Here is a 24,942-nt window from a genome sequence, read left to right as displayed (position 1 = left end):
ACGCGCTCGGGCCAGGCAATCACTGACGGGGAAGAGCATGCGTTCAGGGGCTTCAGCACCGCTCGCGCTGACCGATACGGGGCACGGCATCCAGGCATTCGCGCGACGCCAGGTCGGCCGGCTTGTCGGCGCCGGCATGTTCGCGTTCACCGCTTTCGGCGTCGCCAGCCTGGCCACCTGGAATGTCGCCGACCCGAGCTTCTCGCACGCCACAGCCAACACCGTCACCAATGCCATGGGCTATGCGGGTGCTGTCTTCTCCGACATCGCCATGCAGTTCTTCGGCCTTGCCGCCGTGGCGGCGCTGGTTCCGGCCGTGATCTGGGGATATCTGCTGTTTTCGGCGCGTGGCGTCGACAGGCTGCCCAGGCGCGGTCTGTTCTGGTTCGGCTTTGCCCTGCTGGCCGCCGCGATCGCCGGCTGCGTGGTGCCGCCCAAGACCTGGCCGCTGCCGACCGGGCTCGGCGGCGTGTTCGGCGACATGGTACTGAAGATTCCGGGCCTCGTCATCGGTGGCTATCCGACCGGGCTGGTGGCCAGCGTGCTCGCCATTCTGATGGCCGGTCCGGCGCTATGGCTGTTCGCCTACGGTTCGGCGCTGATCGCACGCAAGAACGGTTTCGCCGTCATGGAGGAACCGGCCGCCGCCGATCCGCGTGAGGATGAGCTGCTGTTCGACAATGACGAGGATGAAGGCGACGAAGGCATGCTGGCGCTCGGCGCAATGACCCATTGGTGGCTTTCGTTCCGCGCGTGGATGCACCGCCGCGCCGTGCGCCGCAGGCAGCGGCGGGACGAATTCGAGCCGGGAATGGAGCCGCGCGCCAGCGCCTGGCGGCGTGCCGCCGAACGGGTCGAATCGGCCGAGTTCGCCGAGCAGCGGATGAGCCCGGATGGCCGTGCCCGCGTCGAACCGGAATTCTTCGCCGCCATGGTCAACGACCGCAGCGTTTCCGTCGATCCGGACGATGACGTCTTCGACGATCGCTTCGACACCGGCGATGACGATGTCGATTTCGACGATGAACCCCTCGTCCAGCGTCGCGCGGCTTCCACCGCCAAGGTCCAGCCGTTCCGCTCGGATGCCGCCACGCGCGTTGAAGCGCCGGCGCCGCGCCCGGCTCCGGGTGCGCGCGTCCAGCGCGAGGCGCAGGCCTCGCTGATCGGCTCGGAAAAATTCGAGATGCCGTCGCTGCATTTCCTGTCCGAACCGAAGAACGTCGCGCGCGACCCGAGCCTCTCGAAAGACGCGCTGGAACAGAACGCCCGCCTGCTCGAAGGCGTGCTGGAGGATTTCGGCGTCAAGGGCGAGATCATCCATGTCCGCCCCGGCCCCGTCGTCACGCTCTATGAGCTGGAGCCTGCGCCAGGCATCAAATCATCGCGCGTCATCGGCCTCTCCGACGACATCGCCCGCTCGATGAGCGCCATCGCCTGCCGCGTCGCCGTGGTGCCGGGCCGCAACGCCATCGGCATCGAATTGCCGAACGCCAAGCGCGAGACGGTGTATCTCAGGGAAATCATGGCCAGCCGCGATTTCGAGACCACCAAGGCCAAGCTGGCGCTGGCGCTGGGCAAGACCATCAACGGCGAGGCGGTCATCGTCGATATCGCCAAGATGCCGCATGTCTTGGTCGCCGGCACCACCGGCTCGGGCAAGTCGGTCGCCATCAACACCATGATCCTGTCGCTGCTCTACCGGCTGACGCCGCAGGAATGCCGGCTGATCATGATCGATCCCAAGATGCTGGAGCTCTCGGTCTATGACGGCATCCCGCACCTTTTGACGCCTGTCGTCACCGACCCGAAGAAGGCGGTGGTTGCGCTGAAATGGACCGTGCGGGAGATGGAAGACCGCTACCGCAAGATGTCGAAGGTCGGCGTGCGCAATATCGACGGTTTCAACGCACGCGTCCAACAGGCGGAGAAGAAGGGCGAAAAGATCTCGCGCACGGTGCAGACCGGCTTCGACCGCCAGACCGGCGAGGCGATCTACGAGACCGAGAATCTCGACCTCGAGCCGATGCCCTACATCGTCGTCATCATCGACGAAATGGCCGATCTGATGATGGTTGCCGGCAAGGACATCGAGGGTGCCGTCCAGCGCCTGGCGCAGATGGCGCGCGCCGCCGGCATCCATGTCATCATGGCGACGCAACGTCCGTCCGTCGACGTGATCACCGGTACCATCAAGGCCAACTTCCCCACCCGCATCTCCTTCCAGGTGACGTCGAAGATCGACAGCCGCACCATCTTGGGCGAGCAAGGCGCCGAGCAGCTGCTCGGCATGGGCGACATGCTCTACATGGCCGGCGGCGGCCGCATCCAGCGCGTGCACGGCCCGTTCGTCTCCGACGACGAGGTCGAGAAGATCGTCGCGCATCTGAAACTGCAGGGCGTGCCGGAATATCTCGACGCCATCACCGAGGACGATGATGAGGACGAGGACGAGCCCTCCGGCAAGGGCGGCTCGGGCGGCGGCGGCGGCAATTTCGAGGATTCCGACGATCCTTACGACCAGGCGGTGTCCGTGGTGTTGCGCGACGGCAAGGCCTCGACCAGCTACATCCAGCGGCGTCTGGGCATCGGCTACAACCGCGCCGCTTCGATCATCGAGAAGATGGAAAAAGAAGGCATTGTCGGCCCCGCCAACCATGCCGGAAAACGCGAGATCCTGGTGCCGACCGAAGAGGACAAATTCTGATCGCGAAAGATACCGGCGGCAACTTTGAACCTTCTGGCGCGTTCAAGCGGTCAAGCAGTGTTCGCGCCGTCAAACTTCAGCCCAACTGGGGGTTCAGGACAACAACAAATCAGGACTCAAGATGAGAGTGACCGACATGAAAAACGATCTTTCCGCGCTCGGCGATCTTGCCCCGACGCGCCGCCAGTTGCTTGGCCTCGGCCTGGTGCTCGCGGGCGCTGCCGCCCTCAACGTGGTGCCCGGATTCGAGTTGCTGGCGTCCGCGCAGGCGGCCGTGCCGGCAGCCGCGCAGAAGATCGCCGATCATTTTTCCTCGGTTAAGTCGATGAGCGGCGAATTCGTGCAGTTCGGCCCCAAGGGCGAACAGACCGGCGGCAAGTTCTTCCTGGAAAGACCGGGCAAGATCCGCTTCAATTATGACGGATCCTCGAATTTCCGGGTGATTTCGGACGGCAAGTCGGTGGTCATCCTCAACAAGAAACTGAACACGTCCGATCTTTATCCCTTGTCGAAGACGCCGCTGAAACTGTTGCTCGACGACCGGATCGACCTCTCCGGAAACCGCGTCAAGAGCGTCAAGGAAGAGGACGACCTCACCACCATCCAGCTCTCGGACAAGTCGGTGTTCGGCAATGCGCGGATCACCATGATGTTCGATCCGAAGACCTATGATCTGCGCCAGTGGACGATCACCGATGCGCAGGGCAAGGACACCACGGTGATGATCTTCAACACCAAGGAAGGCGTCAGCTTCGCTCCCGACACGTTTGCCATCGACTATACGGCCAATCGCGAGCTGAATACGAAAACCAGATAGCTTTCCTCGCGCTGGCGAAGCCTTTCGTGCAGTTTCGGCGGCGCGGCGCCGACCTCCGCAACTGCTGCAATGCTTGTCTTTATGGCGCGGGGCTGGCAGTAGTTCGGCGATCTTTCGCCGGACCCGCCAAATGCCCTTTTCCATCGCCACCTGGAACATAAATTCCGTTCGCCTGCGCATGCCGATCATCGAGCGCCTGCTCGATGAATACGCGCCCGATGTGCTTTGCCTGCAGGAAACAAAAGTTCCCGACGAGCTGTTCCCCGAAAAGGCCTTCCGCAGGCTCGGCTACGGGCACATCGCCTTTCACGGTCAGAAGGGCTATCACGGCGTGGCGACGGTCGCGCGCCGGCCGATCGCGGTGGTCGAGAAGCGCCGCTTCTGCGACATCGACGACAGCCGGCATTTGTCGGTGACCGTGCGGGCCGGCGGCAAGACGATCCTGCTGCACAATTTCTACGTTCCGGCGGGCGGCGACGAACCGGACCCGGAGGTCAACCGCAAGTTCAGGCACAAGCTCGATTTCGTCGCCGAGATGAACGCAATCCGCGCCGAACACAGCGAAGTGTCCGCCTCGGTCCTGGTCGGCGACCTCAACATCGCGCCGCTCGAACACGATGTCTGGTCGCATAAGCAACTGCTCAACGTGGTCAGCCATACACCGGTCGAGACGGAGAGTTTCGAGGCCATGCGGCTGGCCGGCGACTGGGTCGACCTGATGCGGCTCAACGTGCCATCAGAACAGAAGCTCTACACCTGGTGGAGCTACCGCGCGCAGGACTGGGAGGCATCCAACCGCGGCCGGCGGCTCGACCATGTCTGGTCGTCACCGAACCTGGTGCCTGATTTCACCGGCTACGAAATCCTGCGGGCGGCGCGTGGCTGGGAACGTCCCTCGGATCATGTTCCGGTCATCGCGCGGTTCAACCTGGACTGATCAGCCGGGCCGGCGCTTTTCCCACTCCGGCGACAATTGCGTCAAGCCGCTCGGTCGCCATGATGAAGGGCAGGTCATTTTCGGTGGCGCGACCAGCCGGAACTCCACCTGTCTCTCCCGTTCACTCGGAAAAGCGCGGCGCCAGCTTCTCGATGCGGTGGATCATTGCCTGAAAGTCTTCCAGGATGCGCTGGTGGAGCTGTGCCGCCAAATCCGGATATTCCTCCAGGATGCGGCGGAACATCTTTCGGCTGAGCCGGATCACCTCCGAATCGACCGCGGCCGATGCACTGGTCAGCCGGTTGGTGTCGGCGATCAGCGCCAGTTCGCTCAGCATGGTGCCGGGGCCGGCCGTGCCGATAGGGATGCGTTCGCCTGTCTGCTCGCGGTAGAGCACGATCTCTCCGCTGACCACGATATAGGCCGAATCAGCCATATCGTCCTCGCGATAGAGCTTGTGGTCTGCCTGCAGCAGCATGGTCTCGGCGCCGAAGGCGAGCAGGCGCAATTGTTCCTGCGTGAAGCCCTCGAAAAGCCTCACGGCTGACAGGATGCGGATGTCGTCATCCAGCGCCATCTAGCTGTGTCCCCGAACGGTCAGTCCAATCCCTCCTCTGCGGTGCGATCCAGAATCCCGCTCCAACAGGATCGCACCCAAAAGCAGCCCCGCCCAGACCGCTTATTGGATAATAAAATGTTTAAGGAACCAGCTTGTAGCCACCGCTTTCTGTCACAAGAATTTCCGCATTGGAAGGATCGCGCTCGATCTTCTGGCGCAGGCGATACACATGGGTTTCCAGCGTGTGCGTGGTAACGCCGGAATTGTAGCCCCACACCTCCTCGAGCAGCACGTCGCGCGTCACCACCTTCTGGTCGGCGCGGTAGAGATATTTGATGATCGAGGCCTCCTTCTCCGTCAGCCGCACCTTTGCGCCGCGCGAGTCGATCAGCAGCTTCTGGCTTGGCTTGAAGGTGTAGGGGCCGACCGAGAAGGTGGCGTCCTCGCTTTGCTCGTGCTGGCGCAGCTGCGCGCGGATGCGCGCCAAAAGCACCGCGAAGCGGAACGGCTTCGTCACGTAGTCGTTGGCGCCGGCTTCGAGGCCGAGGATCGTGTCCGAATCGGTGTCGTGGCCGGTCAGCATGATGATGGGCGCCTTGTAGCCGCCCTTGCGCAGGATCTTCACCGCTTCGCGGCCGTCCATGTCGGGCAGGCCGACATCCATGATCAGCAGGTCGATGAGGCCGCCACGCGCCGCGGCGACGCCTTTTGCCGCAGTGGACTCCTGCAGCACGTCGAATTCCTCATAAAGGGACAATTGCTCGACCAACGTGCCGCGCAGGTCGTCATCGTCGTCGACGATCAGGATGGTTCGTGAAGTCATGGATCAATCCGTTGTTTTGAAAAGAAAATTCAGTTGACCGCTGCCTGTTTATGCGGAAGCTGACCGGCACAACAGCCGATCACAGTGATTTGTTCCGTGGCACGATCATACAAGAAAAAACACGATCGCAATGCAGCCGGCGCAATTTTGCGAAAAGGACTGCGGGTGCTGACCGTGCGGGCGAGGCCCGGCCGTCCCAGCCAGGGGCTGCTGCAGGCGGGCAGAACGGTGTTTGCCTGCGCGCTGGGGCGTGGCGGCATCTCGGCGGGCAAGCGCGAAGGCGACGGCGCCACGCCGCTTGGCCAAATGCGGATCCTGTCGGGTTATTTCCGGGGAGACCACTTCTCCAGCGGCCGCATCACCCGGCTGGCGATGACGCCGATCGGGCCTGATCTCGGCTGGTGCGAAGTGCCCGACGACCGAAACTATAACAGGCCAGTCAAGATCCCCTACGGCGCCAGCCACGAACGCATGCGGCGCGACGACAGGCTCTATGATGCCTGCCTTGTGCTCGACTGGAATATAACGCCGCGCCGCCGCGGACGCGGCAGCGCCATCTTCTTCCACCTGGCGCGCCCGGGCTTCACGCCCACGCAAGGCTGCGTCGCGGTGACCGCACGCACGATGGCGCGCCTTTTGCCGCTGCTGTCGGACCGGACGGTGGTGAGGGTGGTAAGGTAGGGAATGGTGTAGGGAATAGGCAGTAGGCAGTAGGGTTCTCTTTCTATTGCCTACTCCTAATTCCTATTCCCTTTCCTTACCTGCCAGCCGATGTCGAGCAGGCCCAGCCGGCCGAGTTCGCGGTCCATGGCGCGGGAGACGTCTTTGCGCGTGGCGCCAACATCGCGCAACTGGCGATCCGACAGGTCCTCGATGTCGTCCTGCGGCAGGCTTGCCGCGACCTTGGCCTGGCGGAGCCAGTCGAACGCGGCGGTCAGCCAGTTCAGCCGGCTCGCGGGAGCTCTCAAAGCTATGTGAGACATGATGCGGTTCCTTCCATCCGGACATAAAATCCGGTTTGATATTGGTTCGATGGTCGCATCATGCCCGATTGAAAGATTGGAGAGAAACGAGTAGTTCTTTCCGGATTATCAAGTTTTCTTTGAGGATCAGGACGCCATGACCGCGTCTGTTCTGGGGCCACGCTGATGGCCCGCCTGGTGCCGGGAACCCGGGCGCTGAGGACGCTGGAGGCAGCGGCCCGGCATCTCAATTTCACCCGGGCCGCCGACGAACTCGGCCTGACACCAGCCGCCGTCAGCCACCAGATCAAGGAGATCGAAGACCAGCTCGGCATCGTCCTGTTCACGCGCTCCAGCCGCAGCATCCGGCTGACGGAGGCCGGAACGGTGCTGTTCGAGGCCTCTGCCGATGCGCTCGACCTGCTTGGCAAGGCCGTCTCGCGGGCACAGAAGATGACGCGCGGCACGACGCTGCTGAAAGTGACGCTCGACGCCCAATTCGCGACGAAATGGCTGATGCGGCGGGTCGAGGATTTTCGAAAAAAACATGAAGGCATCGAACTCAGGTTCGACATCGCCTACGGATTGCGGGATTTCGACCTTGACGATGTCGATGTCGGCATCCGCTTCGGCGCCGGCAGATATCCGGGACTTTGCGCGCATCGGCTGTTCGACAACGTCATCATCCCGGTATGCAGCCCGAGCCTGCTGGCGTCAGGTCCGCCGCTGCGCGAACCGCGCGATCTCTTCCATCACACGCTTGCCCATATCGAATGGGCGCGTCAGGGCGTGACCTGGCCGAACTGGCGCATGTGGATGGCGGCAGCCGGCGTCGACGATTTCGACGACAGCCGCACCATCGTTTTCGGCACCTCGGCCGACGCGGTCCAGGCGGCGATGGAGGGCAGCGCCGTGGCGCTCGCCGATTTCGCCATGGTGGCCAACGACCTTTCCGAAGGTAGGTTGGTGCGGCCTTTCGAACTCGGCATCAAGGTCGCGCCGGAATTCGCCTATTTCCTGGTCTATCCCAAGGAATTGGTGAACGATCCGCGCATCGTTGCCTTTCGCACGTGGATTCTGGAGGAAATGGCAAAATCCCAAACCGCGGACCGGGTGTAGCGGAGGCCTTCAACTCGCTGCGGCGCCGAACCAGCCGACCACGGCGCCGACGATCAACAGCACGCCAAGCCAGTGGCCGCCGTCGATGACGGTCAGGTCCCAGCCGAAATTCTCGTAGCGATGATTGACCGACAGCGTGGTTGCGACGAAGCCGAGCCAAAGCACGAAACCGAAGACCAGTCCCGCCAGCAATGTCGGCTCGCCGCCAGTCACCGCGCCGACGACCAGGGCCAGCACAAGCGCCATGACCAACTCGGCGATGAAAGAGATGAGAAACGGCAGCAACGATTTCTTCATGGTCGCCGGATCGAGTTTTGCAGCCTTCAGCCATGGCTTACTCAAACCGGTGTACCAGCCGGCGCCGAACAGCCACGCCAGGATTGCGGCGACGATCACCGCCAGCCAGTTAACCGCTGAAAAATCCATGATATTCCCCTCTGATACGGAGCTCATGGAAACGCCTGTTCAGTGGCGGCGTCAAGCCGGGCGCTCGGTGCTCCACCGCCAGACGGTGGTGCGTTTTATTTCGGCATCCTCGAGCGCCCGCGTCACCGGCACCTGGTAGACGCCAAGCGGTTCCAGCCCCGACCGCGGCAGATAGGAGCGGCCGGGATCGCCGATCAGGATATCGGCGCCGCGCCGCTTCAGAGCCGCGAACCAGGGCGTCAGCCGGTCTGCGAACGGCTTGTCGTAGAAGACATCGCCGGCAAGAACCACGTCCCAGTCCGCATCCGTTCCGACGCAGTCATCCTGGACGAATTCGACGGCGACGCCATTGGCTTGCGCATTGAGGCGGACCGCCGTGGCGCAGAACGGGTCGATGTCGGCGGCGGTCACCCCTGCCGCGCCGGCTTTTGCTGCGGCGATGGCGACGAGACCGGAGCCGGAGGCGAAGTCGAGCACGCGCTTGCCCCGCACCATGGCCGGGTTGTCGATGATATGGCGGGCAAGCCCCTGGCCGCCGGCCCAGGCAAAGGCCCAGAAAGGCGGCGGCAGCCCGATCTCGACCAGCTCGTCCTCCGTCCGCTGCCACAGATCATGCGCCTCGTCGGCAAGATACAGCGCAATCTCCGGCACATGCGGCGGCGCCATCAGCGCCGTATTGTCGAGGATGAAGCGTTCCGCGCTATGGCTCGTGAGAACCGTCACGGAGCCGGCGTCAGGCCACCCATGCGGCAGACTTCCTTCCATTCGGCCGGCGTCACCGGCTGCACGGAAAGCCGTCCGAGCCGCACCAGCGCCATGTCGGCGAGCTTGGGATTGGCCTTGACCTGCTCCAGCGTCGGCGGGTTCGGCACATCCTTGAAGGCGCGGATGTCGACGCATTCCCAGCGCGGATCGTCCGATGTGGTGTCGGGATGAGCCAGTGCGCACACTTCGGCGATGCCGACCACGTTCAGCCCCTCGTTGGAGTGGTAGAAGAAGCCGAGATCACCGATCTGCATGGCCTTCATGTTGTTGCGCGCCGCATAGTTGCGCACGCCGTCCCATTGCGTGCCTGCCTTCCCCTTGGCCTTCAACGCCTCGAAGGAGAACACCGAGGGTTCGGATTTGAACAACCAGTAGTTCATTCGTATTGCTCCTCCAGCCTTGTGCCGATTAATTAGCCGCCGGCTTGTTGAAGGTCCAGTTCCACTGGCGGACCTCGACGCTTTCGAACAGTCCCGCCTTGGCATAGGGATCGGCGGCCGACAGCGCCTGCGCGCCTGCCATGTCAGGCGCTTCGACGACGACGAGGCTGCCGTTGGACTTGCCGTCGGCGTCGAGGAACGGACCGGCGAAGGCCAGCTTCTTGTCGCTGTTCAGCCCTTCGAGAAAAGCGAGGTGCTCCGGCCGCGTATCGATGCGCACTTGCGTGCTTCCGGGCTTGTCCTTGCAAATCAACGCGAACAACATGTCTCTGTCTCCTGATGCTGGAATCAATCGTCGGTTTCGGTCTTCAGCGGCCGGGTCATCAAGGCCGCCACAGCCTGCCGGATGGTGATGGTGCCGTCCAGTATGGCGGCGACGGCGGCGATGATAGGCGCGTCGATGCCGCGCTCGGTGGCGATGCGGGCGGCGATCGCCGCCGTCGGCACGCCTTCCGCCAGCGGCAGCCCATCAAGCGGCTTGCCCTGGCCGAGCGCCAATCCGTAGGCAAAGTTGCGCGATTGCGTGGACGAGCAGGTGAGCAGCAGGTCGCCAAGGCCGGAAAGCCCCATCAACGTCTCGGGCCTGGCGCCGAAGGCGGCACCGATGCGGCGCAGTTCGACGAAGCCGCGCGTCACCATGGCGGCCTGGGCACTGGCGCCGAGCCCGGCGCCGGTGACGGCACCCGCGGCGATGGCGAAGACGTTCTTCAAGGCGCCGCCGATCTCGACGCCGATCAAATCATCATTCGAATAGCAGCGCAGATTTTCCGCCGAGAAGCGCGCGGCAAGCTTGGCCGCCAGCGCCTCGTCCCGGGCGGCAACCACTACCGCCGTGGGCAAGCCCCGGGCAACGTCCGTGGCGAAGCTCGGACCGGACAGAGCGGCGACCGGATTCACAGGCAGGATTTCCCCGACGATCGCCGACAGCAAAGCGCCGGTGTCGCGCTCGATGCCCTTGGCGCATAGCACCAGTGGGACGCCGGCCGGCATATGGCCGTTGGCGTGAGCAAGCATGGCCCGCAACGATTGCGCCGGCGTCACCGCCAGCACGCAATCGGCACCGTCGAGCGCGGCTTGGATGTTGCTCGTCGCCACGATGCCGGCCTGGAGCGCGATGCCAGGCAGATAGCGTCGATTTTCGCCGTGGTCGATTGCGGCGACGGTCTCCGGGTCGCGCGCATAAAGGCGGACGAAATGGCCGGCGCGCAGCATGGCCAGCGCCAAAGCGGTACCCCAGGCCCCGCCACCGAGCACGGCAACGCGCCAGCCGGTTGGCGCGATCTCGATGCCGCTCATGCCTTCTTCGCTCATGCCCTCCTTGCTCATGCTTTGGCCCCGCGCCGGCCCGAACCGATCATCGGCGCGGAGATGCTGTCCAGCGGCCAGCGCGAGCGCGGCACGAAATCGAAGCCGTTTTCTTGCGCCAGGCCTTCGCGCATCCGCTCGATGCCGGCCCAGGCGATCATTGCCGCATTGTCTGTGCAAAGTTTCAGCGGTGGCGCGACGAAGGCGAAGCGCGCCTCGGCGCACAGCCGTTCCAGCGTCGCCTTGATCGTATGGTTGGCGGCGACGCCGCCGGCGACGACCAGCGCCGGCGCGGCCGTGTCGGGGAATTCCCGGCGGAACCGGGCGAGCGCGCGCGAGACACGGTCGCCCAGCGCGTCGGCCACCGCCGCCTGGAAGGACGCGCAGATGTCGGCGACGTCCCGGTCGCTCAAGGGCTCGATCGCGCTCGCCGCCTGGCGCACAGCGGTCTTCAAGCCGGAGAACGAAAAATCGGGCTGCGCCGATCCCTTCATCGGACGCGGGAAGGCAAAACGACCCGCATCGCCCGATGCCGCCGCCTTCTCGACATTGGGACCGCCGGGATAGGGTAGGCCAAGCATCTTGGCCGTCTTGTCGAATGCTTCGCCGAGCGCGTCGTCGATGGTCGTCGCCCAGCGTTGGTAGTCGCCGACACCGCGCACGGCCAGGATCTGTGTGTGGCCGCCGGAGACCAGCAGCAGGAGATAGGGAAAGTCGAGCCCATCGGTCAGCCGCGCCGTCAAGGCATGGCCTTCGAGATGGTTGACGGCGATCAGCGGCTTGCCGGTTGCGGCCGCGATCGCCTTGGCCGTCATCAGCCCGACGATGAGGCCCCCGACGAGGCCCGGACCTGCGGTCGCGGCGATGGCGTCGATGTCGGCCAGCGCCACGCCCGAATCGGCAAGGGCTGCCTCGACAATGCCGTCCAGGGCCTCGACATGGGCGCGCGCGGCGATCTCCGGCACAACCCCGCCGAAGGCGGCATGCTCCTCGATCTGCGACAGCACGATATTGGACAGGATTTTGGGCGCGGCATCGCCCTTCAACGCCACGACGCTGGCGGCGGTCTCGTCACAACTCGTTTCAATGCCCAGAACGCGGATCAATTGGTCGCTGTCCCCAAGGATTGTGTATCGGGGCATTCCCCGGTAGGAGACGCCCGGAAAAGGCGACTTCGCCTGCCGGGGGTTATCACGGACCGCGCGCCATGCAAACAATCTTGAAGATCGGAACACGCGGCAGCCCGCTGGCGCTGGCGCAGGCGCAGGAAACCCAGGCGCGGCTTATGGCGGCGCATGGTTTGCCGCAAGAAGCGTTCGAAATCGTCGTCATCTCGACCAGCGGCGACCGCATCCAGGACCGGCCGCTGTCGGAAGCTGGCGGCAAGGGCCTGTTCACCAAGGAGATCGAGGAGGCGCTGCTCGCTCGCGCGGTCGACATTGCCGTGCATTCCTCGAAGGACATGCCGACGCAGTTGCCCGATGGGCTGGAGCTGTCTGCTTTTCTGCCGCGCGAGGACGCGCGCGATGCTTTCGTCGGCAAGGCGGCTAAGACGATTGCAGACCTGCCGCGTGGCGCCAAAGTCGGCTCGTCGTCGCTCAGGCGGCAGGCGCTGATCCGCCGCATGCGGCCGGATCTCGACGTGGTGATGTTTCGTGGCAATGTGCAGACGCGGCTGCGCAAGCTCGATGAAGGCGTCGCCGCCGGCACCATCCTCGCCCATGCCGGGCTGAAGCGGCTCGGGCTCGGCCACGTGGTCACCAATCTGATCCCGCTCGACATCTTTCCGCCGGCGCCGGGCCAAGGCGCGATCGGCATCGAAACCCGCATAGGCGATGGCGACGTCGAACAGATGCTGGCGGCCATCCACGACCTGCCGACCGGACAGGCGCTGGCTTGCGAGCGCGCTTTCCTGGCCGCCCTCGACGGCTCCTGTCGCACGCCGATTGCCGGTCATGCCGTGATAGACGGCGCGGACCTTTCTTTCGCGGGATTGATCATCTCGCCTGATGGCACGCAGTCGCACATGGTCGAGATGAAAGGCCCGGCGCTGGATGCCGCCCGCATCGGTGAAGAGGCGGCAAGGACGGTGCGGGCCAGGGCCGGCGAGACATTCTTCGACGGCTGGGCCTGACGGTGCAGCGCGTTCTGGTGACGCGGCCTCAACCGGGCGCTTCCCGCACCGCGCGACTGCTCAAGGACATGGGGTTTCTACCGGTGCTTTTGCCGCTGACCGAGACGGTGGCGTTGCCGATCGATGCGGACCTCGTCATCGGCAATGCCGTGGCCGTTGCGGTGACCAGCGCCAATGGCGTGCGCTTTGCGCCTAAGGAGGTCGTCGCCCGGCTTTCGGACTTGCCTTGCCATGCCGTCGGCAAGAGGACCGCGCAAGCCGCGCGTGAAGCAGGATTTTTGTCCGTCAGCGAAGGTCCCGGCAATGCCGAAGGTCTTGCCGGCAGTCTTGCCGGCGAATTCCAGGGCAAGACCATTGTCTATCTCTGCGGACGCGTGCGCTTCCCGGCATTCGAGCAGCGGCTGCAAGCTGCCGATGTCGGGGTCCGCCCCGTCGAGACATACGACACGCTCGCCGTGACCTATTCGGACGAGGCCGTGCTTGCCCGTCTGTCGGGGCAAACCGCGGATGCGGTGCTGCTCTATTCCGCCAGGGCGGCTACCGCGCTGCAGGCCCTGGTCAGGCGGCCTGCGCTGCATGAAGCCTTTGACAAGACGCGGGTTTTTGCCCTGTCGCATCGCATCGCCGCCGTCCTTGGCGACGTCGCTGGCGACCGTATCCACATAGCCGCACGGCCCGACGAGGGTGCGCTGCTTTCGCTTTTGCGGCCCGGGTCCTGAGCCGCGTCATCACACCGCCCCTTTTCACCGCTTGGTGATGTGCTAGACCCTCTTTGAACCATCCCCAAGCGAATTTGCGGAGCCCAAGCATGGTCAAGACGCCGAAGATGCGACATTCGAAAAGCCGCCGCGAGCCGGTGACCATCGAACTTGAGCCCGGCGCCGTTTCCCGCATCGCCGACGAGAATGCCGCCAGGGCCGGGGCGCAAACCGACGAGGCCAAGGCGGAGGAAGCCGCGAACGCCTCGCGGCCGGAGGCGCCCGAAGAGCCTGTGCACGCCGACCAGACCGATCTAGAACCCTGGGAGCACGCCGAGGCGACAGCGCCCCGATCGGAACGATCCGCGGAACGCGCCGCCGAGGCGGACGAACCGGTGGCAGCCTACCCCAGTTCCCCGGACGACGCCGCTGGCAAGGCCGGCGCCTTCGACTACAGTTTCGAGGACGCATCGGCGAAGCGCGCCGAACCTGAACCGGCCGGGCCAGTGACCGGCGCCTCGGCGGGGAACGGGAAAACCGCATCCGCACCGCCACCGCCGAAGCGGGTCAACGGCATCGCGGCCGGCATCATCGGCGGTGTCATCGCACTGGTCGGCGCCGGCGGATTGCAGTTCGCCGGCCTGCTCGGCGCGCCGGGGTCCGCTCCCAGCGTCTCGCTCGAAGGCGTCAACGGCGAAATCGCCGCGCTCAGAACCGAGATCGCGGATCTGAGGCAAGCCGGCGACGGCGGTGCGTCGGCCAAGGTCGACGGGTTGTCCGCGGCGTTGGATCAGGTCAGGACGGATGTCGCAGCGCTCAAATCGGCGGTCGAGCAAGGCGGAGCGGGCGACAATGCCGGGCTGGCCGCGCTTGGCGACAAGGTCAGGCAGATCGAGACGGCGGTTGCGGCGCTCGGTAAGGCCGGCAACTCGGCCCCAGTCGATCTCGGTCCGCTCAATGAAAGGGTGGCCGGCCTCGATGCGCTGGTGAAATCGGCCGGCGAGGCGGCGGCGAAGCAGGACAGTCGGCTCACCGCGCTGGAACAGTCGGTGTCGCAGCTTTCCGGCAAGGTCGAGGCGCGGGCCGGACAGCCGAAGGTCGCGCTCGCCATCGCCGCTTCGGCACTGAAGGCGGCGCTCGACCGTGGCGCGCCGTTCGGTGCCGAACTTGAGACCTTCGCCGCGATCGCGCCGGACGCGCCGCAGCTTGCGGCTCTGCGCGCCTACGCGCAAAAGGGCGTCCAGACCCGCACCGAGATCGCATCGCAGATGGATGCCGCCGCCAACGCCATGGTCGCGGCGGCCACGCCGGTCGACGAAAATGCCGGGCTGCTGCAGAACCTTCTGTCGAGCGCCGAATCGCTGGTCAAGGTCCGGCCGATCGGCGCTGTCCAGGGCGCCGGCGCGCCGGAAACCATTGCGCGCATGGAGGTGGCGGTCAATCAGGGCGACTATGCCAAGGCGCTCACAGAATATGAGACGCTGCCCGCGCCTGCAAAGGCGGCCGGCGCCGATTTTGCCGGCAAGCTGAAGGCACGCATCGAGGTCGAGACGCTGATCGATGCGCTGATATCAGGCGCGATGAAGGCGTGAGGAACTGGCGATGATCCGAATCCTGCTCTTCCTCGCCGTCGTCTTCGCGCTGGGCCTAGGCTTTGCCTGGCTGGCGGACCGGCCGGGCGACATGGTCATCACCTTCAACGGCTACCAGTATCAGGTCAGCCTGATGGTGGCGGCGGTGGCGGTGGTCGCCGTCGTCGCGGCGGTGATGATCCTGTGGTGGCTGATCAAGTCGGTCTGGAACAGCCCCTACACCATTTCGCGCTATTTCCGGGTGCGGCGCCGCGACCGCGGCTATCAGGCGCTGTCGACCGGCATGATCGCCGCCGGCGCCGGCGACGGCGCGCTGGCCCGCAAGAAGACCAAGGAAGCGGCCAAGCTGATCCGCTCCGACCAGGAGCCATTGATCCATCTGCTCGAGGCCCAGGCTTCGCTGCTCGAAGGCGACCACGAAGGCGCGCGCCAGAAATTCGAGAGCATGCTCGACGATCCCGAAATGCGGCTGCTCGGCCTGCGCGGGCTTTATCTCGAAGCCGAGCGCCTGGGGGACCGCAATGCCGCCAGGCACTATGCTGGGCGCGCCGCCGGCATGGCGCCGCAACTGGCCTGGGCGGCCGAATCGACGCTTGAAGAGCTGACCGGGCGCGGCGACTGGGACGGCGCGCTGAAGCTGGTCGAGGCGCAGAAGGCGACCCGCCAGATCGAACGTGACGCCGCCAACCGCCGACGCGCCGTGCTGTTGACCGCCAAGGCGCAGTCACTCGCCGACAGCGATCCCGCAGCTGCCCGCACGGCGGCGATAGAGGCCAATCGGCTGCAGCCGGAGTTCGCGCCGGCCGCGGTCGCGGCTGCGACGCTGCTGTTTCGCCAGAACGACGTGCGCAAGGGCTCGAAGATCCTCGAGACAGCCTGGAGGGCCGAACCGCATCCGGAGATAGCGGAGCTCTATACCCATGCAAGGCCGGGTGACGCCGTGCTCGATCGCCTCAACCGGGCGAGGAAATTGCAGGAGATGAAGAAGAACCACGCCGAATCCTCGATGACGGTGGCGCGCGCCGCGCTCGATGCACAGGATTTTGCGACTGCCCGCCGCGAAGCCGAGGCGGCGATCCGGATGGACCGCCGCGAGGGCGCCTATCTGCTTTTGGCCGACATCGAAGAAGCCGAGACGGGCGACCAAGGCAAGGTGCGACAGCTCTTGTCCAAGGCGGTGCGGGCGCCGCGCGACCCGGCCTGGGTCGCCGACGGCGTCGTCTCGGAGCGCTGGGCGCCGGTATCGCCGGTCACCGGCCGGCTTGACGCCTTCGAGTGGCGCGCCCCGATGGAGCGTCTCGGCCAGCTGATCGACAGCCGTGACGATGCGCCGGACGCCCCGGCGGTGGCGATCGAGGCGCCGGGCAGGCCGGCGCAGGAAGAGTCGGTCGAGGTGATCGATCACGCTGGCCCGGGCGGCGAGACGGCCGGCAAGCAGGCCGAGAACGATCAGGACCACGTCAGGCCGGTGACGGCGCAGGCTTTCGCCGCGGTGCCCGCCGATGCCGAGGCCGTCGAACCGGCGCAGGAACTGGCACGCCTGCCGGACGATCCCGGCGTCGATCCGGACGATGCGGCGGAAAAGTCGCCGCGCCGGTTCCGGTTGTTTTGAGTTGGCTGGGTGGCCCGGCCGTTTGGGAATGGATCGATGTTCGAACGCGTTTTGTCGTTTCTGAGGGATTTGCCGACCGGCACCGGCGCCCGCGCCAGCGCCGATGATCCGCGCGTGGCAGCCTCGGCGCTGCTCTACCACGTGATGAGCGCCGACGGCGTGCGCCAGGACGTCGAGTGGGAACGGTTCAAGGCAGTGCTGGCGCAGGCCTATTCGGTCAGCGGCAACGAGCTCGACGCGCTGGCCGCCGCCGGCGAGCGCGCCGACAACGAGGCGATCGACCTCTATGCCTTCACCAGCGTGCTGAAGCGCCACCTCGATGCCGAAGGCCGCAAGGCTTTCATCGGCCTGATGTGGGAGATCGTCTATGCCGATGGCGAGCTGCACGAGTTGGAAGACAACACGGTCTGGCGCGTTGCCGAGCTGATCGGCGTCGAACGCCAGGATCGCATCGAGGCGCGCCGCAAGGCGGCGGCCGCGGCGCCGGGGGCCCGTGGAACGTCGAGCGACGAATAGGATTCATCCGCCGATGCCGCCGATGCCGCCGCGTTCGAAGCCGAAAATCCTGATCGTGCTGCATCAGGAGAATTCGAGCCCCGGGCGCGTCGGCCACATGCTTCTCGAAGAGGGCTTCGATCTCGACATCCGCCGCCCGCCGCTTGGCGATCCCTTGCCAGAGACGCTCGACGGCCATGCCGGGGCCGTGGTGTTCGGCGGGCCGATGAGCGCCAATGACGAGGACGAGTTCGTCCGCCGCGAGACCGAGTGGCTTGAGGTTCCGCTGCGCGAGAACCGGCCGCTGCTGGGCATCTGCCTTGGCGCGCAGATGCTGGTCAACCATTTGGGCGGCAAGGTCGAGGGGCATGGCGAAGGGCTTGTCGAGATCGGCTGGTATCCGTTGAAGGCGACGGAAGCGGGCCAGAAACTGATGCGCTGGCCGGAAATGGTCTATCAGTTCCACCGCGAAGGTTTTTCGCTGCCGAGCGACGCGACCTTGCTGGCGACCGCCGAGACCTATCCCAACCAGGCTTTCCGCTACCGCGACAATGCCTGGGGCATCCAGTTCCACGGCGAATTGACCAGGCTGATGATGCAGCGCTGGGTGGTGCGCGGCGCGCACCGCTTCGAATTGCCGGGCGCCCAGCCCGGCCGCGACCATCTCGGCGGCAGGCTGATCTGGGACATGCACCTCAAGCGCTGGCTGGACGAGTTCCTGGTGCTGATTTTCGGCGGCCGACGGCGCGGTCGCGGCACAACCATCCCCTGATGGCGGGTCGTTTAACGCCTGCTAGTTCGAAAACGTCACGCTCACGCCGCGCTGACGAAAATAAGCCTGCATCAATTTGCGGCCCGAGCGGTTGTTCTGCGCCAGTTTGGTGGGATCGAACACCGCCTGCTTCATCCCCTCTCGTGCCAGCGCTGCCTTAAGCGTCGCGATATGGGCATCGAGATCGGCATTGTCGGCCCGCAGCGACACATAGATACTCTCGGTTGCCTCAGCCACGGTCGGTTCGCTCACAGTTATCGTCCTTTGATTGGTCGGGCGGCGGCTTAGCACAGATTCGCAGCCCGCCGATACCGGTGGACCTGAATTCGATGCCCGTCAGTTTCGTCCACTGAGGTGCCGCACCCTTCGGAGCGCCGGGAACAGATAGGCCCACAGGCCGGCAACGGCAATGGCGCCGACGCCGCCGATGACGACGGCAGGCACCGTGCCGATCAGCGCCGCCATGGTGCCGGCGCGGAATTCGCCGAGCTCGTTGGAGGCGCCGACGAAGACCTGATTGACGGCGTTGACGCGGCCGCGGACATGATCGGGGGTCCAGAGCTGGATCAACGTTTCCCTGATGTAGACGCTGAACATGTCGGTGGCGCCGAGGAAGGCCAATGCCAGGATCGACAGCCAGGTGAAGGTCGACAGGCCGAACAGCACCGTAAAGGCGCCGAACGCGGCCACGAAGCCGAGCATGATCAGGCCCGCGTGGTTGCGGATAGGATGACCAGCGAGCCAGATGGCGACACAGATGGCACCCACCCCTGGCGCCGAGCGCAGCAAACCAAGTCCCCAGGGACCGAGTTGCAATATGTCGCGGGCATAGATCGGCAGCAGCGCCGAGGCGCCGGACAGGAGCACGGCGAAGAGATCGAGCGAGATGGCGCCAAGCACGATCTTCTCGCCCCAGATGTAACCGAAGCCGGCGAACAGGGTCTGCATGGTCGGCTTGTCGGTCTCGCTGCGCTGCGCCGGCCTCGGTATGGTGAAGATCAGCAGCCCGGCGACGAGCATCAGCGCCGTGGCCGTGCCATAGGCCACCTCGGCCGATACGCCGTAGAGCAGGCCGCCGGCGACCGGCCCGACGATGGTCGCCGTCTGCCAGGCCGACGAGTTCCAGGCGATGGCGTTGGCGAAATCCCGGGGCGGCACCAGATTGGCGAACAGCGACGACGAGGCCGGTCCGAAGAAGGCGCGGGCAATGCCGAACATGGCGAGCACGATGAAGATTGGCAGCGGGCCGCTGATGCCGCGCAGGGTCAGGATGAGCAGCGCGAGCGCGCAGATCGCCTCGAGCAGCACCGCCAGCGCCATGATCAGCCGGCGGCCGAAACGGTCGGCAACGACCCCCGTGACCAGCACCAGGAGCAGCGCAGGCAGGAACTGGACGATGCCGACAAGCCCGAGATCGAGCGGGTCGCGGGTCAGATCGTACATCTGCCAGCCGACCGCGACGGACACGATCATGGTGGCGAATGTGGTGAGGAAGCGCGCCGCCCAATAGCTCAGGAAGGAGCGATGGCGGAACGCGGCATAGCGCTGGTCCGGTGATATCTGTTCGGAGGTCATGGAACGAGGCCCCGTTAGAAGGATGGAGGCCGGCGGGGCACTTCCACGATGGACGCTGGTCCGGCCGGGGAACCCTTTAGCCCAGTTCGACGTATGACGCGCGCAAAAAACAGGTTCTGGATCAAGGATTTTCTGACGTGTTCCATCGAACGCACACGAAACTCACCCGCCAAGACCCGGCGGGACAGGAAAGCCTATCGGGTGTCTCGAAGACCGCATGTCTCCCCCATCGTGCACGCGATAACCTTGAAAGCCGATCCGTGAGCAGCATTCTTTCGGCCTGCCCACTGGCCTGGCCGAAACCTACCAATACATTGGGGTTTTGGCGATAATGTCGAGCGTAACTTCACCCTTATCGCCGTCCCTCGTGAATTGGAATAATAGACCATTTTATGCTGGAATAGTCGAAAAGCGTAGGCGTAACCCAGCAATCTTTTTGCTGGAGCCTTTCTGTCAATCATATTTAAGTACTTGCTAAATCAAGCAGGGTGCTTACTGGGTTATTAAGCATTTTCAAAACAGAACTCAAGATCTGGCAATTTTCCCTTGCTAGCCGGCGACATCGGCTACAACCTATGGATACATCAACCGCGCCGGCGGATCGTTGGCATGCTTGGGCGGATGGGCGCTAGGCATGGAGAGGGAAATGGACATTCGCCAGGCGGCTCCCGCTGGGAGCGCTCCCCTCGACTTGAGGAATTGCGACGGCCGGCCGCAAAGTCGTCGAATGCCTGGACCACAGCCCGGGCGTTTCGTGGTCCGCGAAGCTTTTGTCCTCTTCGGATCGTCCCCCGATCGACGGATGAATCGCTGCCGCCGGGGAGCGAGGAGAATAAACCGTGAAACATATAGTCTATTCGGTCATCGCCAGTGTTTTACTGGCGGTCGCCGGCTGCACCACCGACGATCAGACCATCGACACCAGGCCGCAATACGACAAGCAAGGCAATCCCAATTTCGATACGCGAGGCAGATACATTGGCTGCCATGGGATCGGATGCAAAGTCGATGACCCTGGCGATGGGGATCAAAGCATCGACGACAGGCCGCAATACGACAGGCAAGGCAATCCAAACTTCGATACGCAGGGCAACTATCAGGGGTGCAATGGCATCGGCTGCCAGGTCGATGCGCCTGACGATGACAATTCATCGGGTGACGACGATTCCGACTGACAGCCACACTCCGCAAAGGAAGAGGAAAACCACCTATGTCTGAATTCGGCGACTTGGTTCGACGGCACGCCAAAATCGTCATGATCGGGCTGGCGGGGTTGATACCGACATCTGCTTTCGCGAACGATGCCTGCGACGGCGTCAAGGTCGAAGTGACGAAGGCGCGCAAACAGGAATATGCACCGCTCGTCGCTTCGGCGATGGACAATAAGTTCAAGCCCGCCCGCGCCAAGTTCATCACCATCTTGGAAAGCGGCAACTGGAGCGCCGCTTATGTCTCCACGCCTGTGAGCGATGACGGCGTGATGTTCTTCCAGACCGTCGACGGAAAGAAGCAGTTTCGTGACGTATGGGGCGGCTATGCCGATCCATCGGAAAAGCCTGGACTGGTATCCTGGGCGAAGAAGCTTGGAGCACCGGAAAAGCTGGCCAGGTGCTTCGCCGAAACCGTTACGGAATGACGATGCCGCTCACCTGCAAAGAGGACGAGACCAATGAAAACCGCAATTCTGACCACCGCCGTGGTTCTGGCCATGCCGGCTTTCGCTTTTGCCAAGGACAAGTGCGCCGACGCCAAGGATCAGGCCACCATGAACCAGTGCGCCGATGCTTCGTTCAGGAAATCCGACAAGAAGCTCAACGAACTTTACAAGCAGATCGAAACCCGCCTGAAGGACGACGCGGATACCAAGAAGCTTCTTGTCCAAGCGCAGCAGGATTGGATCAAGTTCCGCGACGCTGAGTGCAATTTCCAGACCGCGGGAGCGGCCGGAGGCAGCGTGGTCCCCATGCTCCTCTCGATGTGCATGGATGGCCTGACGCAATCCCGGGTCAAGGATTTCGACGGTTACCTGAACTGCAAGGAAGGCGATCTGAGCTGTTCCGTTCCGGCAGCGAACTGAGCTTTCCTGCCTGCCTGCAGGCGGGGTGGAAAATCATTCCTCAGCGCGGCGGAGATGGCGTCGAGCCCCCCTGCAATTGCGCGCTCGCCGTGGAAGAGCGCAAGATCGGGCAGCGACAAGCCGAGGTCGAATAGCTTCTGGTCGGCGATCGAATTTCGGAGAGATTGTAACGGATGCGGTCGTAGCCGTATTCCTGCGGCGCCTCTTTCTCGATCACCAGCCTGGTGTAGTTCATGGCTTTCCCAAGGCCTGTCTGCACATCCAAGCCACAAAAGCATGAAGCCTGCCAAGACGGACCGCCGGCAGGCCTCAATCAAACCATTGGCTCAGCGCCGGAATGCGCGCTCAGGCCGAGACCTTGGCTTTCCTGCCCCTGGCCGGCGCTTTCGGGGCGACGGCCTTGCGGCCGAGACCGATCGACTTCGCCAGTTCCGAACGCGAGGCCGCGTAATTGGGAGCGACCATCGGATAGTCCGACGGCAAGCCCCATTTGGCGCGGTAGGCGTCCGGCGTCAGGCCGAAATGCACGCCCAGATGACGCTTCAGCGATTTGAACTTCTTGCCATCCTCCAGGCAGATGATGAAATCCGGCGTCACCGACTTCTTGGGATTGACCGCCGGCACGAGCGGCGCCGCCACGGGTACGGCCGGCTGGCCGAGCCCGCTGATCGAAGCGCTGACGCTGGCGATGAGGTCGGCCAGGCCGGAGGCGGGCAGGCGGTTCTTCTCGACGTAAGCCGACACGATATGGGCGGTCAGCTCGAGAAGGTCGATATCCTTGCGAGCGTCGTTGCTGTCGTCGATCAATCTATTTTCCTCCGTCTATGGCGCATGGGGCCCGAAATCGGCACAGTTTCGGATGGGATGATGCGCAAAGTTAAAGTGCGGCGGCGTCTTTGCACGTCCCTCGCGGTTCGTCGCGATGTAGTGCGCCGGAATTCCTAGTCGGCAAATCTGCGCAATGCAACGACTTGGCCCCGCGTCACACATTATTTTGAATAACTATACTGAACTGTAATACTATCAGACGATCAGGGCCTTGTCTCGCCACAGACGAAATCCGCCTTCGAAGGCGCGTGTGTTGTCGCCGCGCCTGCTGTCGGCGGGCAAATCGTCGAGCTTGTCGACATTGCCGCCGCCGATGACGACATAATCGGGCTGCATGGCGGCGCGCAGCCGGTCGACGACGTCGAAAACGGATTTGCGCCACTTCTTCTTGCCGCGTTTTACCAGGCCGCGCTCACCGACATAATCCTCGAAGCTCTTGCCCTTCTTGTAGGGAAGATGGGCGAGTTCCATCGGTTGGGCGACGTTGTCGACGATCATCGCCGCACCCAGGCCGGTTCCCAGCCCCAGGAACAGCATGCGGCCGCCTTCATAGCTGCCGATGGCCTGCATCAGCGCGTCGTTGACCACCTTGACCGGCTTGCCGAACTGCGCGGCGAAGTCGAAGCCGGCCCAGCCTCTGCCGAGATTGGCGGGATCGAGCAAGGGCCTGTTGTGATGCACCGGGCCGGGATAGCCCATCGAGACGACGTCGTAGGACAGCCCGTCGGCCAGCGCCGTCACGGCATCGATCATCTGCTGGGGCATCAGATCCGGCCCGGAATCGGCGCGGCGCTCAGCACCGCCTGAGCTGGTGAGTATCTTGACGTGCGAGCCGCCTATGTCGATCGACAGCACGATCGGATCGCCGCTCGCCGCTTTCGGCCTTGCCGCCCTGGCCATGCTGCCCTCTCCCAGCCTATTTCGATGGATTGATCCAGCCGTTCGGCGGCCCGAAGCCGTTCATTGCGGCTGCCGGCCCCCAGGTCTTCGGTTCATAAAGATGTGGCGGCGTGGTGTCGCCGAGCACCGGCCCGACGATGCGCCAGGCGAGTTCGCTGGCGTCCTGGCGGGTAAAAAGCTGGCCATTGCCGTTCATGGCATCGCCGATCAGCCGTTCATAGGGCGGCATATCGCCCTTGCTGTCGTCGAGCGCCGTCAGTTCGACCTGTTCGCCGACCATGTCGTCGCCCGCTGCCTTGCGCTGGGCGCCGATCGAGATCGCCACCTGCGGGTCGATGCGGAAGCGCACATAGTTGGCGTCGTTCGGCTTGATCGGGTCGAAGACATCGAGCGGCGGCCGCTTCAGCCGCACGATCACCTCCGTGGCATGCACCGGCATGTTCTTGCCGGCGCGGATGAAGAACGGCACGTCCCGCCAGCGCCAGGTGTCGACGAGGAAGCGCACCGCCGCGAAGGTTTCGACCGGCGAGTTGGGCGCCACGCCGGGCTCGGCGAGATAGCCGTCGAATTGGCCACGCACGATATCGTCCTTGGTCAGGGTGCGGATCGCGCGCAGCACCTGCACCTTCTCGTCGATCAGGTCGTCGGCGGAACGGCCGACCGGCGGTTCCATCGCCAGCAGCAGGAGGATGTTGAGCAGATGGTTCTCGATGACGTCCCTGACGCAGCCGACCTCGTCATAGAAGCGGCCGCGCCCATCGATGCCGAAATCCTCGGCCATGGTGATCTGCACGCTCTCGACGAAATTGCGGTTCCAGATCGGTTCCAGGAAGGAATTGGCGAAGCGGAAATAGAGCAGGTTCTGGATCGCCTCCTTGCCGAGATAGTGATCGATGCGGAAGATCGACTGTTCGTCGAACACCAGATGCAGCACTCGGTTCAGCCAGCGCGCCGATTGCAGGTCATGGCCGAAGGGCTTTTCCACCATCAGCCGCGCGCCGCGCGCCGTGCCCGATTGCTCCAGGCCCTGGACCACCGTCTCGAACATGGTCGGCGGCACCGCCATGTAGTGCAGCGGCCGCTGGGCGGTGCCCAGCGCGCTCTTCAGTTTCTCGAACGTGGCCGGGTCGCGATAGTCGCCGCTGACATAGCGCAGCAGCGAAGCGAGCTTGGCGAACACCTTCTCGTCGATCTTGCCGAGCGTATTGACGATGCCGTCGCGCGCGCGGTCCTGCAATTTCCTCAAATCCCAGGCGTCGAAGGCGACGCCGATCACCGGTTCGGTAAGCGTTCCCTTGGCGACCATGGCATAGAGGGAAGGAAATATCTTCTTGTGGGCGAGGTCGCCGGTCGCCCCGAAGAGCACCAGCGTATCGGACCGTTCCGGGCTCATGAGCGCGTC

Annotated in this window: 29 protein-coding genes; 14 read left to right on the top strand and 15 right to left on the bottom strand. The window is 64.2% G+C overall.

What is annotated here, in order from left to right; genetic code table 11:
* The first annotated feature begins 37 nt into the window (after positions 1-37).
* The 3 genes from FJ443_RS03270 to FJ443_RS03260 all read left to right on the top strand — a co-directional run bounded on the left by FJ443_RS03270 (position 38) and on the right by FJ443_RS03260 (position 4,458).
* Positions 38-2,704 carry a DNA translocase FtsK gene (locus FJ443_RS03270; protein WP_140662741.1) on the top strand — a complete coding sequence of 889 codons (2,667 nt, stop codon included), beginning with the start codon at positions 38-40 and terminating at the stop codon, positions 2,702-2,704.
* Between the two features lie 136 nt (positions 2,705-2,840).
* A complete protein-coding gene (locus tag FJ443_RS03265; RefSeq protein WP_140513951.1) occupies positions 2,841-3,521 on the top strand; it encodes an outer membrane lipoprotein carrier protein LolA in 681 nt (226 codons plus the stop codon).
* 130 nt (positions 3,522-3,651) lie between these two features.
* Positions 3,652-4,458 (top strand): exodeoxyribonuclease III, encoded by an 807-nt coding sequence (locus tag FJ443_RS03260; RefSeq protein ID WP_140492674.1) that lies wholly within the window; start codon positions 3,652-3,654, stop codon positions 4,456-4,458.
* Positions 4,459-4,579: 121 nt separating this feature from the next.
* Here the strand turns inward: FJ443_RS03260 and FJ443_RS03255 are convergent, their stop codons facing one another.
* Positions 4,580-5,035, bottom strand: coding sequence for a cyclic nucleotide-binding domain-containing protein (locus FJ443_RS03255; RefSeq protein WP_140492671.1), 456 nt, complete (start codon positions 5,033-5,035; stop codon positions 4,580-4,582).
* 121 nt (positions 5,036-5,156) lie between these two features.
* Entirely contained in the window at positions 5,157-5,840 is a 684-nt protein-coding gene (locus FJ443_RS03250; protein ID WP_140492669.1) for a response regulator transcription factor, read from the bottom strand.
* Between the two features lie 144 nt (positions 5,841-5,984).
* On the opposite strand from FJ443_RS03250, the gene FJ443_RS03245 reads away from it, so the two are divergent.
* Entirely contained in the window at positions 5,985-6,521 is a 537-nt protein-coding gene (locus FJ443_RS03245; protein WP_181165209.1) for a L,D-transpeptidase, read from the top strand.
* 56 nt (positions 6,522-6,577) lie between these two features.
* On the opposite strand, the gene FJ443_RS03240 is transcribed toward FJ443_RS03245, so the two are convergent.
* The gene (locus tag FJ443_RS03240; protein ID WP_140554835.1) at positions 6,578-6,823 is read right to left on the bottom strand and encodes a hypothetical protein; all 246 of its coding nucleotides are present in this window, start codon (positions 6,821-6,823) and stop codon (positions 6,578-6,580) included.
* Between the two features lie 165 nt (positions 6,824-6,988).
* On the opposite strand from FJ443_RS03240, the gene gcvA reads away from it, so the two are divergent.
* The gene (gene gcvA / locus FJ443_RS03235) at positions 6,989-7,921 is read left to right on the top strand and encodes a transcriptional regulator GcvA (protein WP_140492662.1); all 933 of its coding nucleotides are present in this window, start codon (positions 6,989-6,991) and stop codon (positions 7,919-7,921) included.
* 9 nt (positions 7,922-7,930) lie between these two features.
* Here gcvA and FJ443_RS03230 read toward each other — a convergent pair whose 3' ends face one another.
* From FJ443_RS03230 to tsaD, 6 genes are read right to left on the bottom strand one after another with little or no spacing between them, the layout of a single operon-like run.
* A complete protein-coding gene (locus FJ443_RS03230; protein ID WP_140524659.1) occupies positions 7,931-8,347 on the bottom strand; it encodes a DUF1761 domain-containing protein in 417 nt (138 codons plus the stop codon).
* Positions 8,348-8,398: 51 nt separating this feature from the next.
* Positions 8,399-9,070 (bottom strand): methyltransferase, encoded by a 672-nt coding sequence (locus FJ443_RS03225; protein WP_140524658.1) that lies wholly within the window; start codon positions 9,068-9,070, stop codon positions 8,399-8,401.
* Positions 9,067-9,492 carry an EVE domain-containing protein gene (locus tag FJ443_RS03220; protein WP_140492656.1) on the bottom strand — a complete coding sequence of 142 codons (426 nt, stop codon included), beginning with the start codon at positions 9,490-9,492 and terminating at the stop codon, positions 9,067-9,069. The genes FJ443_RS03225 and FJ443_RS03220 overlap by 4 nt, the downstream gene beginning before the upstream one ends.
* Positions 9,493-9,520: 28 nt before the next feature.
* Positions 9,521-9,817, bottom strand: coding sequence for a YciI-like protein (locus FJ443_RS03215; RefSeq protein ID WP_140492651.1), 297 nt, complete (start codon positions 9,815-9,817; stop codon positions 9,521-9,523).
* Positions 9,818-9,840: 23 nt separating this feature from the next.
* Positions 9,841-10,863 (bottom strand): NAD(P)H-dependent glycerol-3-phosphate dehydrogenase, encoded by a 1,023-nt coding sequence (locus tag FJ443_RS03210; protein ID WP_140662942.1) that lies wholly within the window; start codon positions 10,861-10,863, stop codon positions 9,841-9,843.
* An 11-nt stretch (positions 10,864-10,874) separates the two neighbouring features.
* On the bottom strand, positions 10,875-11,960 hold the full coding sequence (tsaD, locus tag FJ443_RS03205; protein WP_181175063.1) for a tRNA (adenosine(37)-N6)-threonylcarbamoyltransferase complex transferase subunit TsaD: 1,086 nt from the start codon (positions 11,958-11,960) through the stop codon (positions 10,875-10,877).
* Positions 11,961-12,064: 104 nt separating this feature from the next.
* On the opposite strand from tsaD, the gene hemC reads away from it, so the two are divergent.
* The 6 genes from hemC (at position 12,065) to FJ443_RS03175 (ending at position 18,160) form a co-directional block, all read left to right on the top strand.
* Positions 12,065-12,991 carry a hydroxymethylbilane synthase gene (hemC, locus tag FJ443_RS03200; protein WP_140662736.1) on the top strand — a complete coding sequence of 309 codons (927 nt, stop codon included), beginning with the start codon at positions 12,065-12,067 and terminating at the stop codon, positions 12,989-12,991.
* A gap of 2 nt (positions 12,992-12,993) precedes the next feature.
* On the top strand, positions 12,994-13,710 hold the full coding sequence (locus FJ443_RS03195; protein ID WP_140662734.1) for a uroporphyrinogen-III synthase: 717 nt from the start codon (positions 12,994-12,996) through the stop codon (positions 13,708-13,710).
* 89 nt (positions 13,711-13,799) lie between these two features.
* Entirely contained in the window at positions 13,800-15,281 is a 1,482-nt protein-coding gene (locus FJ443_RS03190; protein WP_140662732.1) for a COG4223 family protein, read from the top strand.
* Between the two features lie 10 nt (positions 15,282-15,291).
* The gene (locus FJ443_RS03185; RefSeq protein WP_140513961.1) at positions 15,292-16,893 is read left to right on the top strand and encodes a heme biosynthesis protein HemY; all 1,602 of its coding nucleotides are present in this window, start codon (positions 15,292-15,294) and stop codon (positions 16,891-16,893) included.
* 36 nt (positions 16,894-16,929) lie between these two features.
* Complete coding sequence (locus tag FJ443_RS03180) at positions 16,930-17,409, top strand: TerB family tellurite resistance protein (protein WP_140492633.1); 480 nt, start codon at positions 16,930-16,932, stop codon at positions 17,407-17,409.
* A gap of 22 nt (positions 17,410-17,431) precedes the next feature.
* Positions 17,432-18,160 (top strand): glutamine amidotransferase, encoded by a 729-nt coding sequence (locus FJ443_RS03175; protein ID WP_140662730.1) that lies wholly within the window; start codon positions 17,432-17,434, stop codon positions 18,158-18,160.
* A 21-nt stretch (positions 18,161-18,181) separates the two neighbouring features.
* Here FJ443_RS03175 and FJ443_RS03170 read toward each other — a convergent pair whose 3' ends face one another.
* A complete protein-coding gene (locus FJ443_RS03170; RefSeq protein WP_140492627.1) occupies positions 18,182-18,412 on the bottom strand; it encodes a hypothetical protein in 231 nt (76 codons plus the stop codon).
* Between the two features lie 84 nt (positions 18,413-18,496).
* Positions 18,497-19,735, bottom strand: coding sequence for an MFS transporter (locus tag FJ443_RS03165; protein ID WP_140628191.1), 1,239 nt, complete (start codon positions 19,733-19,735; stop codon positions 18,497-18,499).
* 839 nt (positions 19,736-20,574) lie between these two features.
* On the opposite strand from FJ443_RS03165, the gene FJ443_RS03160 reads away from it, so the two are divergent.
* From FJ443_RS03160 to FJ443_RS03150, 3 genes are all read left to right on the top strand, one after another.
* Positions 20,575-20,910, top strand: a complete 336-nt coding sequence (locus FJ443_RS03160) for a hypothetical protein (protein WP_140625404.1) — start codon at positions 20,575-20,577, stop codon at positions 20,908-20,910.
* Between the two features lie 80 nt (positions 20,911-20,990).
* A complete protein-coding gene (locus FJ443_RS03155; protein WP_224518940.1) occupies positions 20,991-21,371 on the top strand; it encodes a hypothetical protein in 381 nt (126 codons plus the stop codon).
* A gap of 33 nt (positions 21,372-21,404) precedes the next feature.
* Positions 21,405-21,812 carry a lysozyme inhibitor LprI family protein gene (locus FJ443_RS03150; protein ID WP_140513964.1) on the top strand — a complete coding sequence of 136 codons (408 nt, stop codon included), beginning with the start codon at positions 21,405-21,407 and terminating at the stop codon, positions 21,810-21,812.
* Between the two features lie 40 nt (positions 21,813-21,852).
* On the opposite strand, the gene FJ443_RS03145 is transcribed toward FJ443_RS03150, so the two are convergent.
* From FJ443_RS03145 to zwf, 4 genes are all read right to left on the bottom strand, one after another.
* A complete protein-coding gene (locus FJ443_RS03145; RefSeq protein WP_224618118.1) occupies positions 21,853-22,047 on the bottom strand; it encodes a hypothetical protein in 195 nt (64 codons plus the stop codon).
* 110 nt (positions 22,048-22,157) lie between these two features.
* A complete protein-coding gene (locus FJ443_RS03140; RefSeq protein WP_140662728.1) occupies positions 22,158-22,619 on the bottom strand; it encodes a MucR family transcriptional regulator in 462 nt (153 codons plus the stop codon).
* Between the two features lie 216 nt (positions 22,620-22,835).
* The gene (locus FJ443_RS03135) at positions 22,836-23,540 is read right to left on the bottom strand and encodes an ROK family protein (RefSeq protein WP_140662726.1); all 705 of its coding nucleotides are present in this window, start codon (positions 23,538-23,540) and stop codon (positions 22,836-22,838) included.
* A 16-nt stretch (positions 23,541-23,556) separates the two neighbouring features.
* Positions 23,557-24,933 (bottom strand): glucose-6-phosphate dehydrogenase, encoded by a 1,377-nt coding sequence (zwf, locus tag FJ443_RS03130; protein WP_140492609.1) that lies wholly within the window; start codon positions 24,931-24,933, stop codon positions 23,557-23,559.
* Between the last annotated feature and the right edge of the window lie 9 nt (positions 24,934-24,942).

The organism is Mesorhizobium sp. B2-6-1 (assembly GCF_006440475.1).
In the GTDB taxonomy this organism is placed as follows: domain Bacteria; phylum Pseudomonadota; class Alphaproteobacteria; order Rhizobiales; family Rhizobiaceae; genus Mesorhizobium.
The sequence above is the reverse complement of the archived record's forward strand: the minus strand, read 5'-3'. Positions and strand labels throughout refer to the sequence as shown.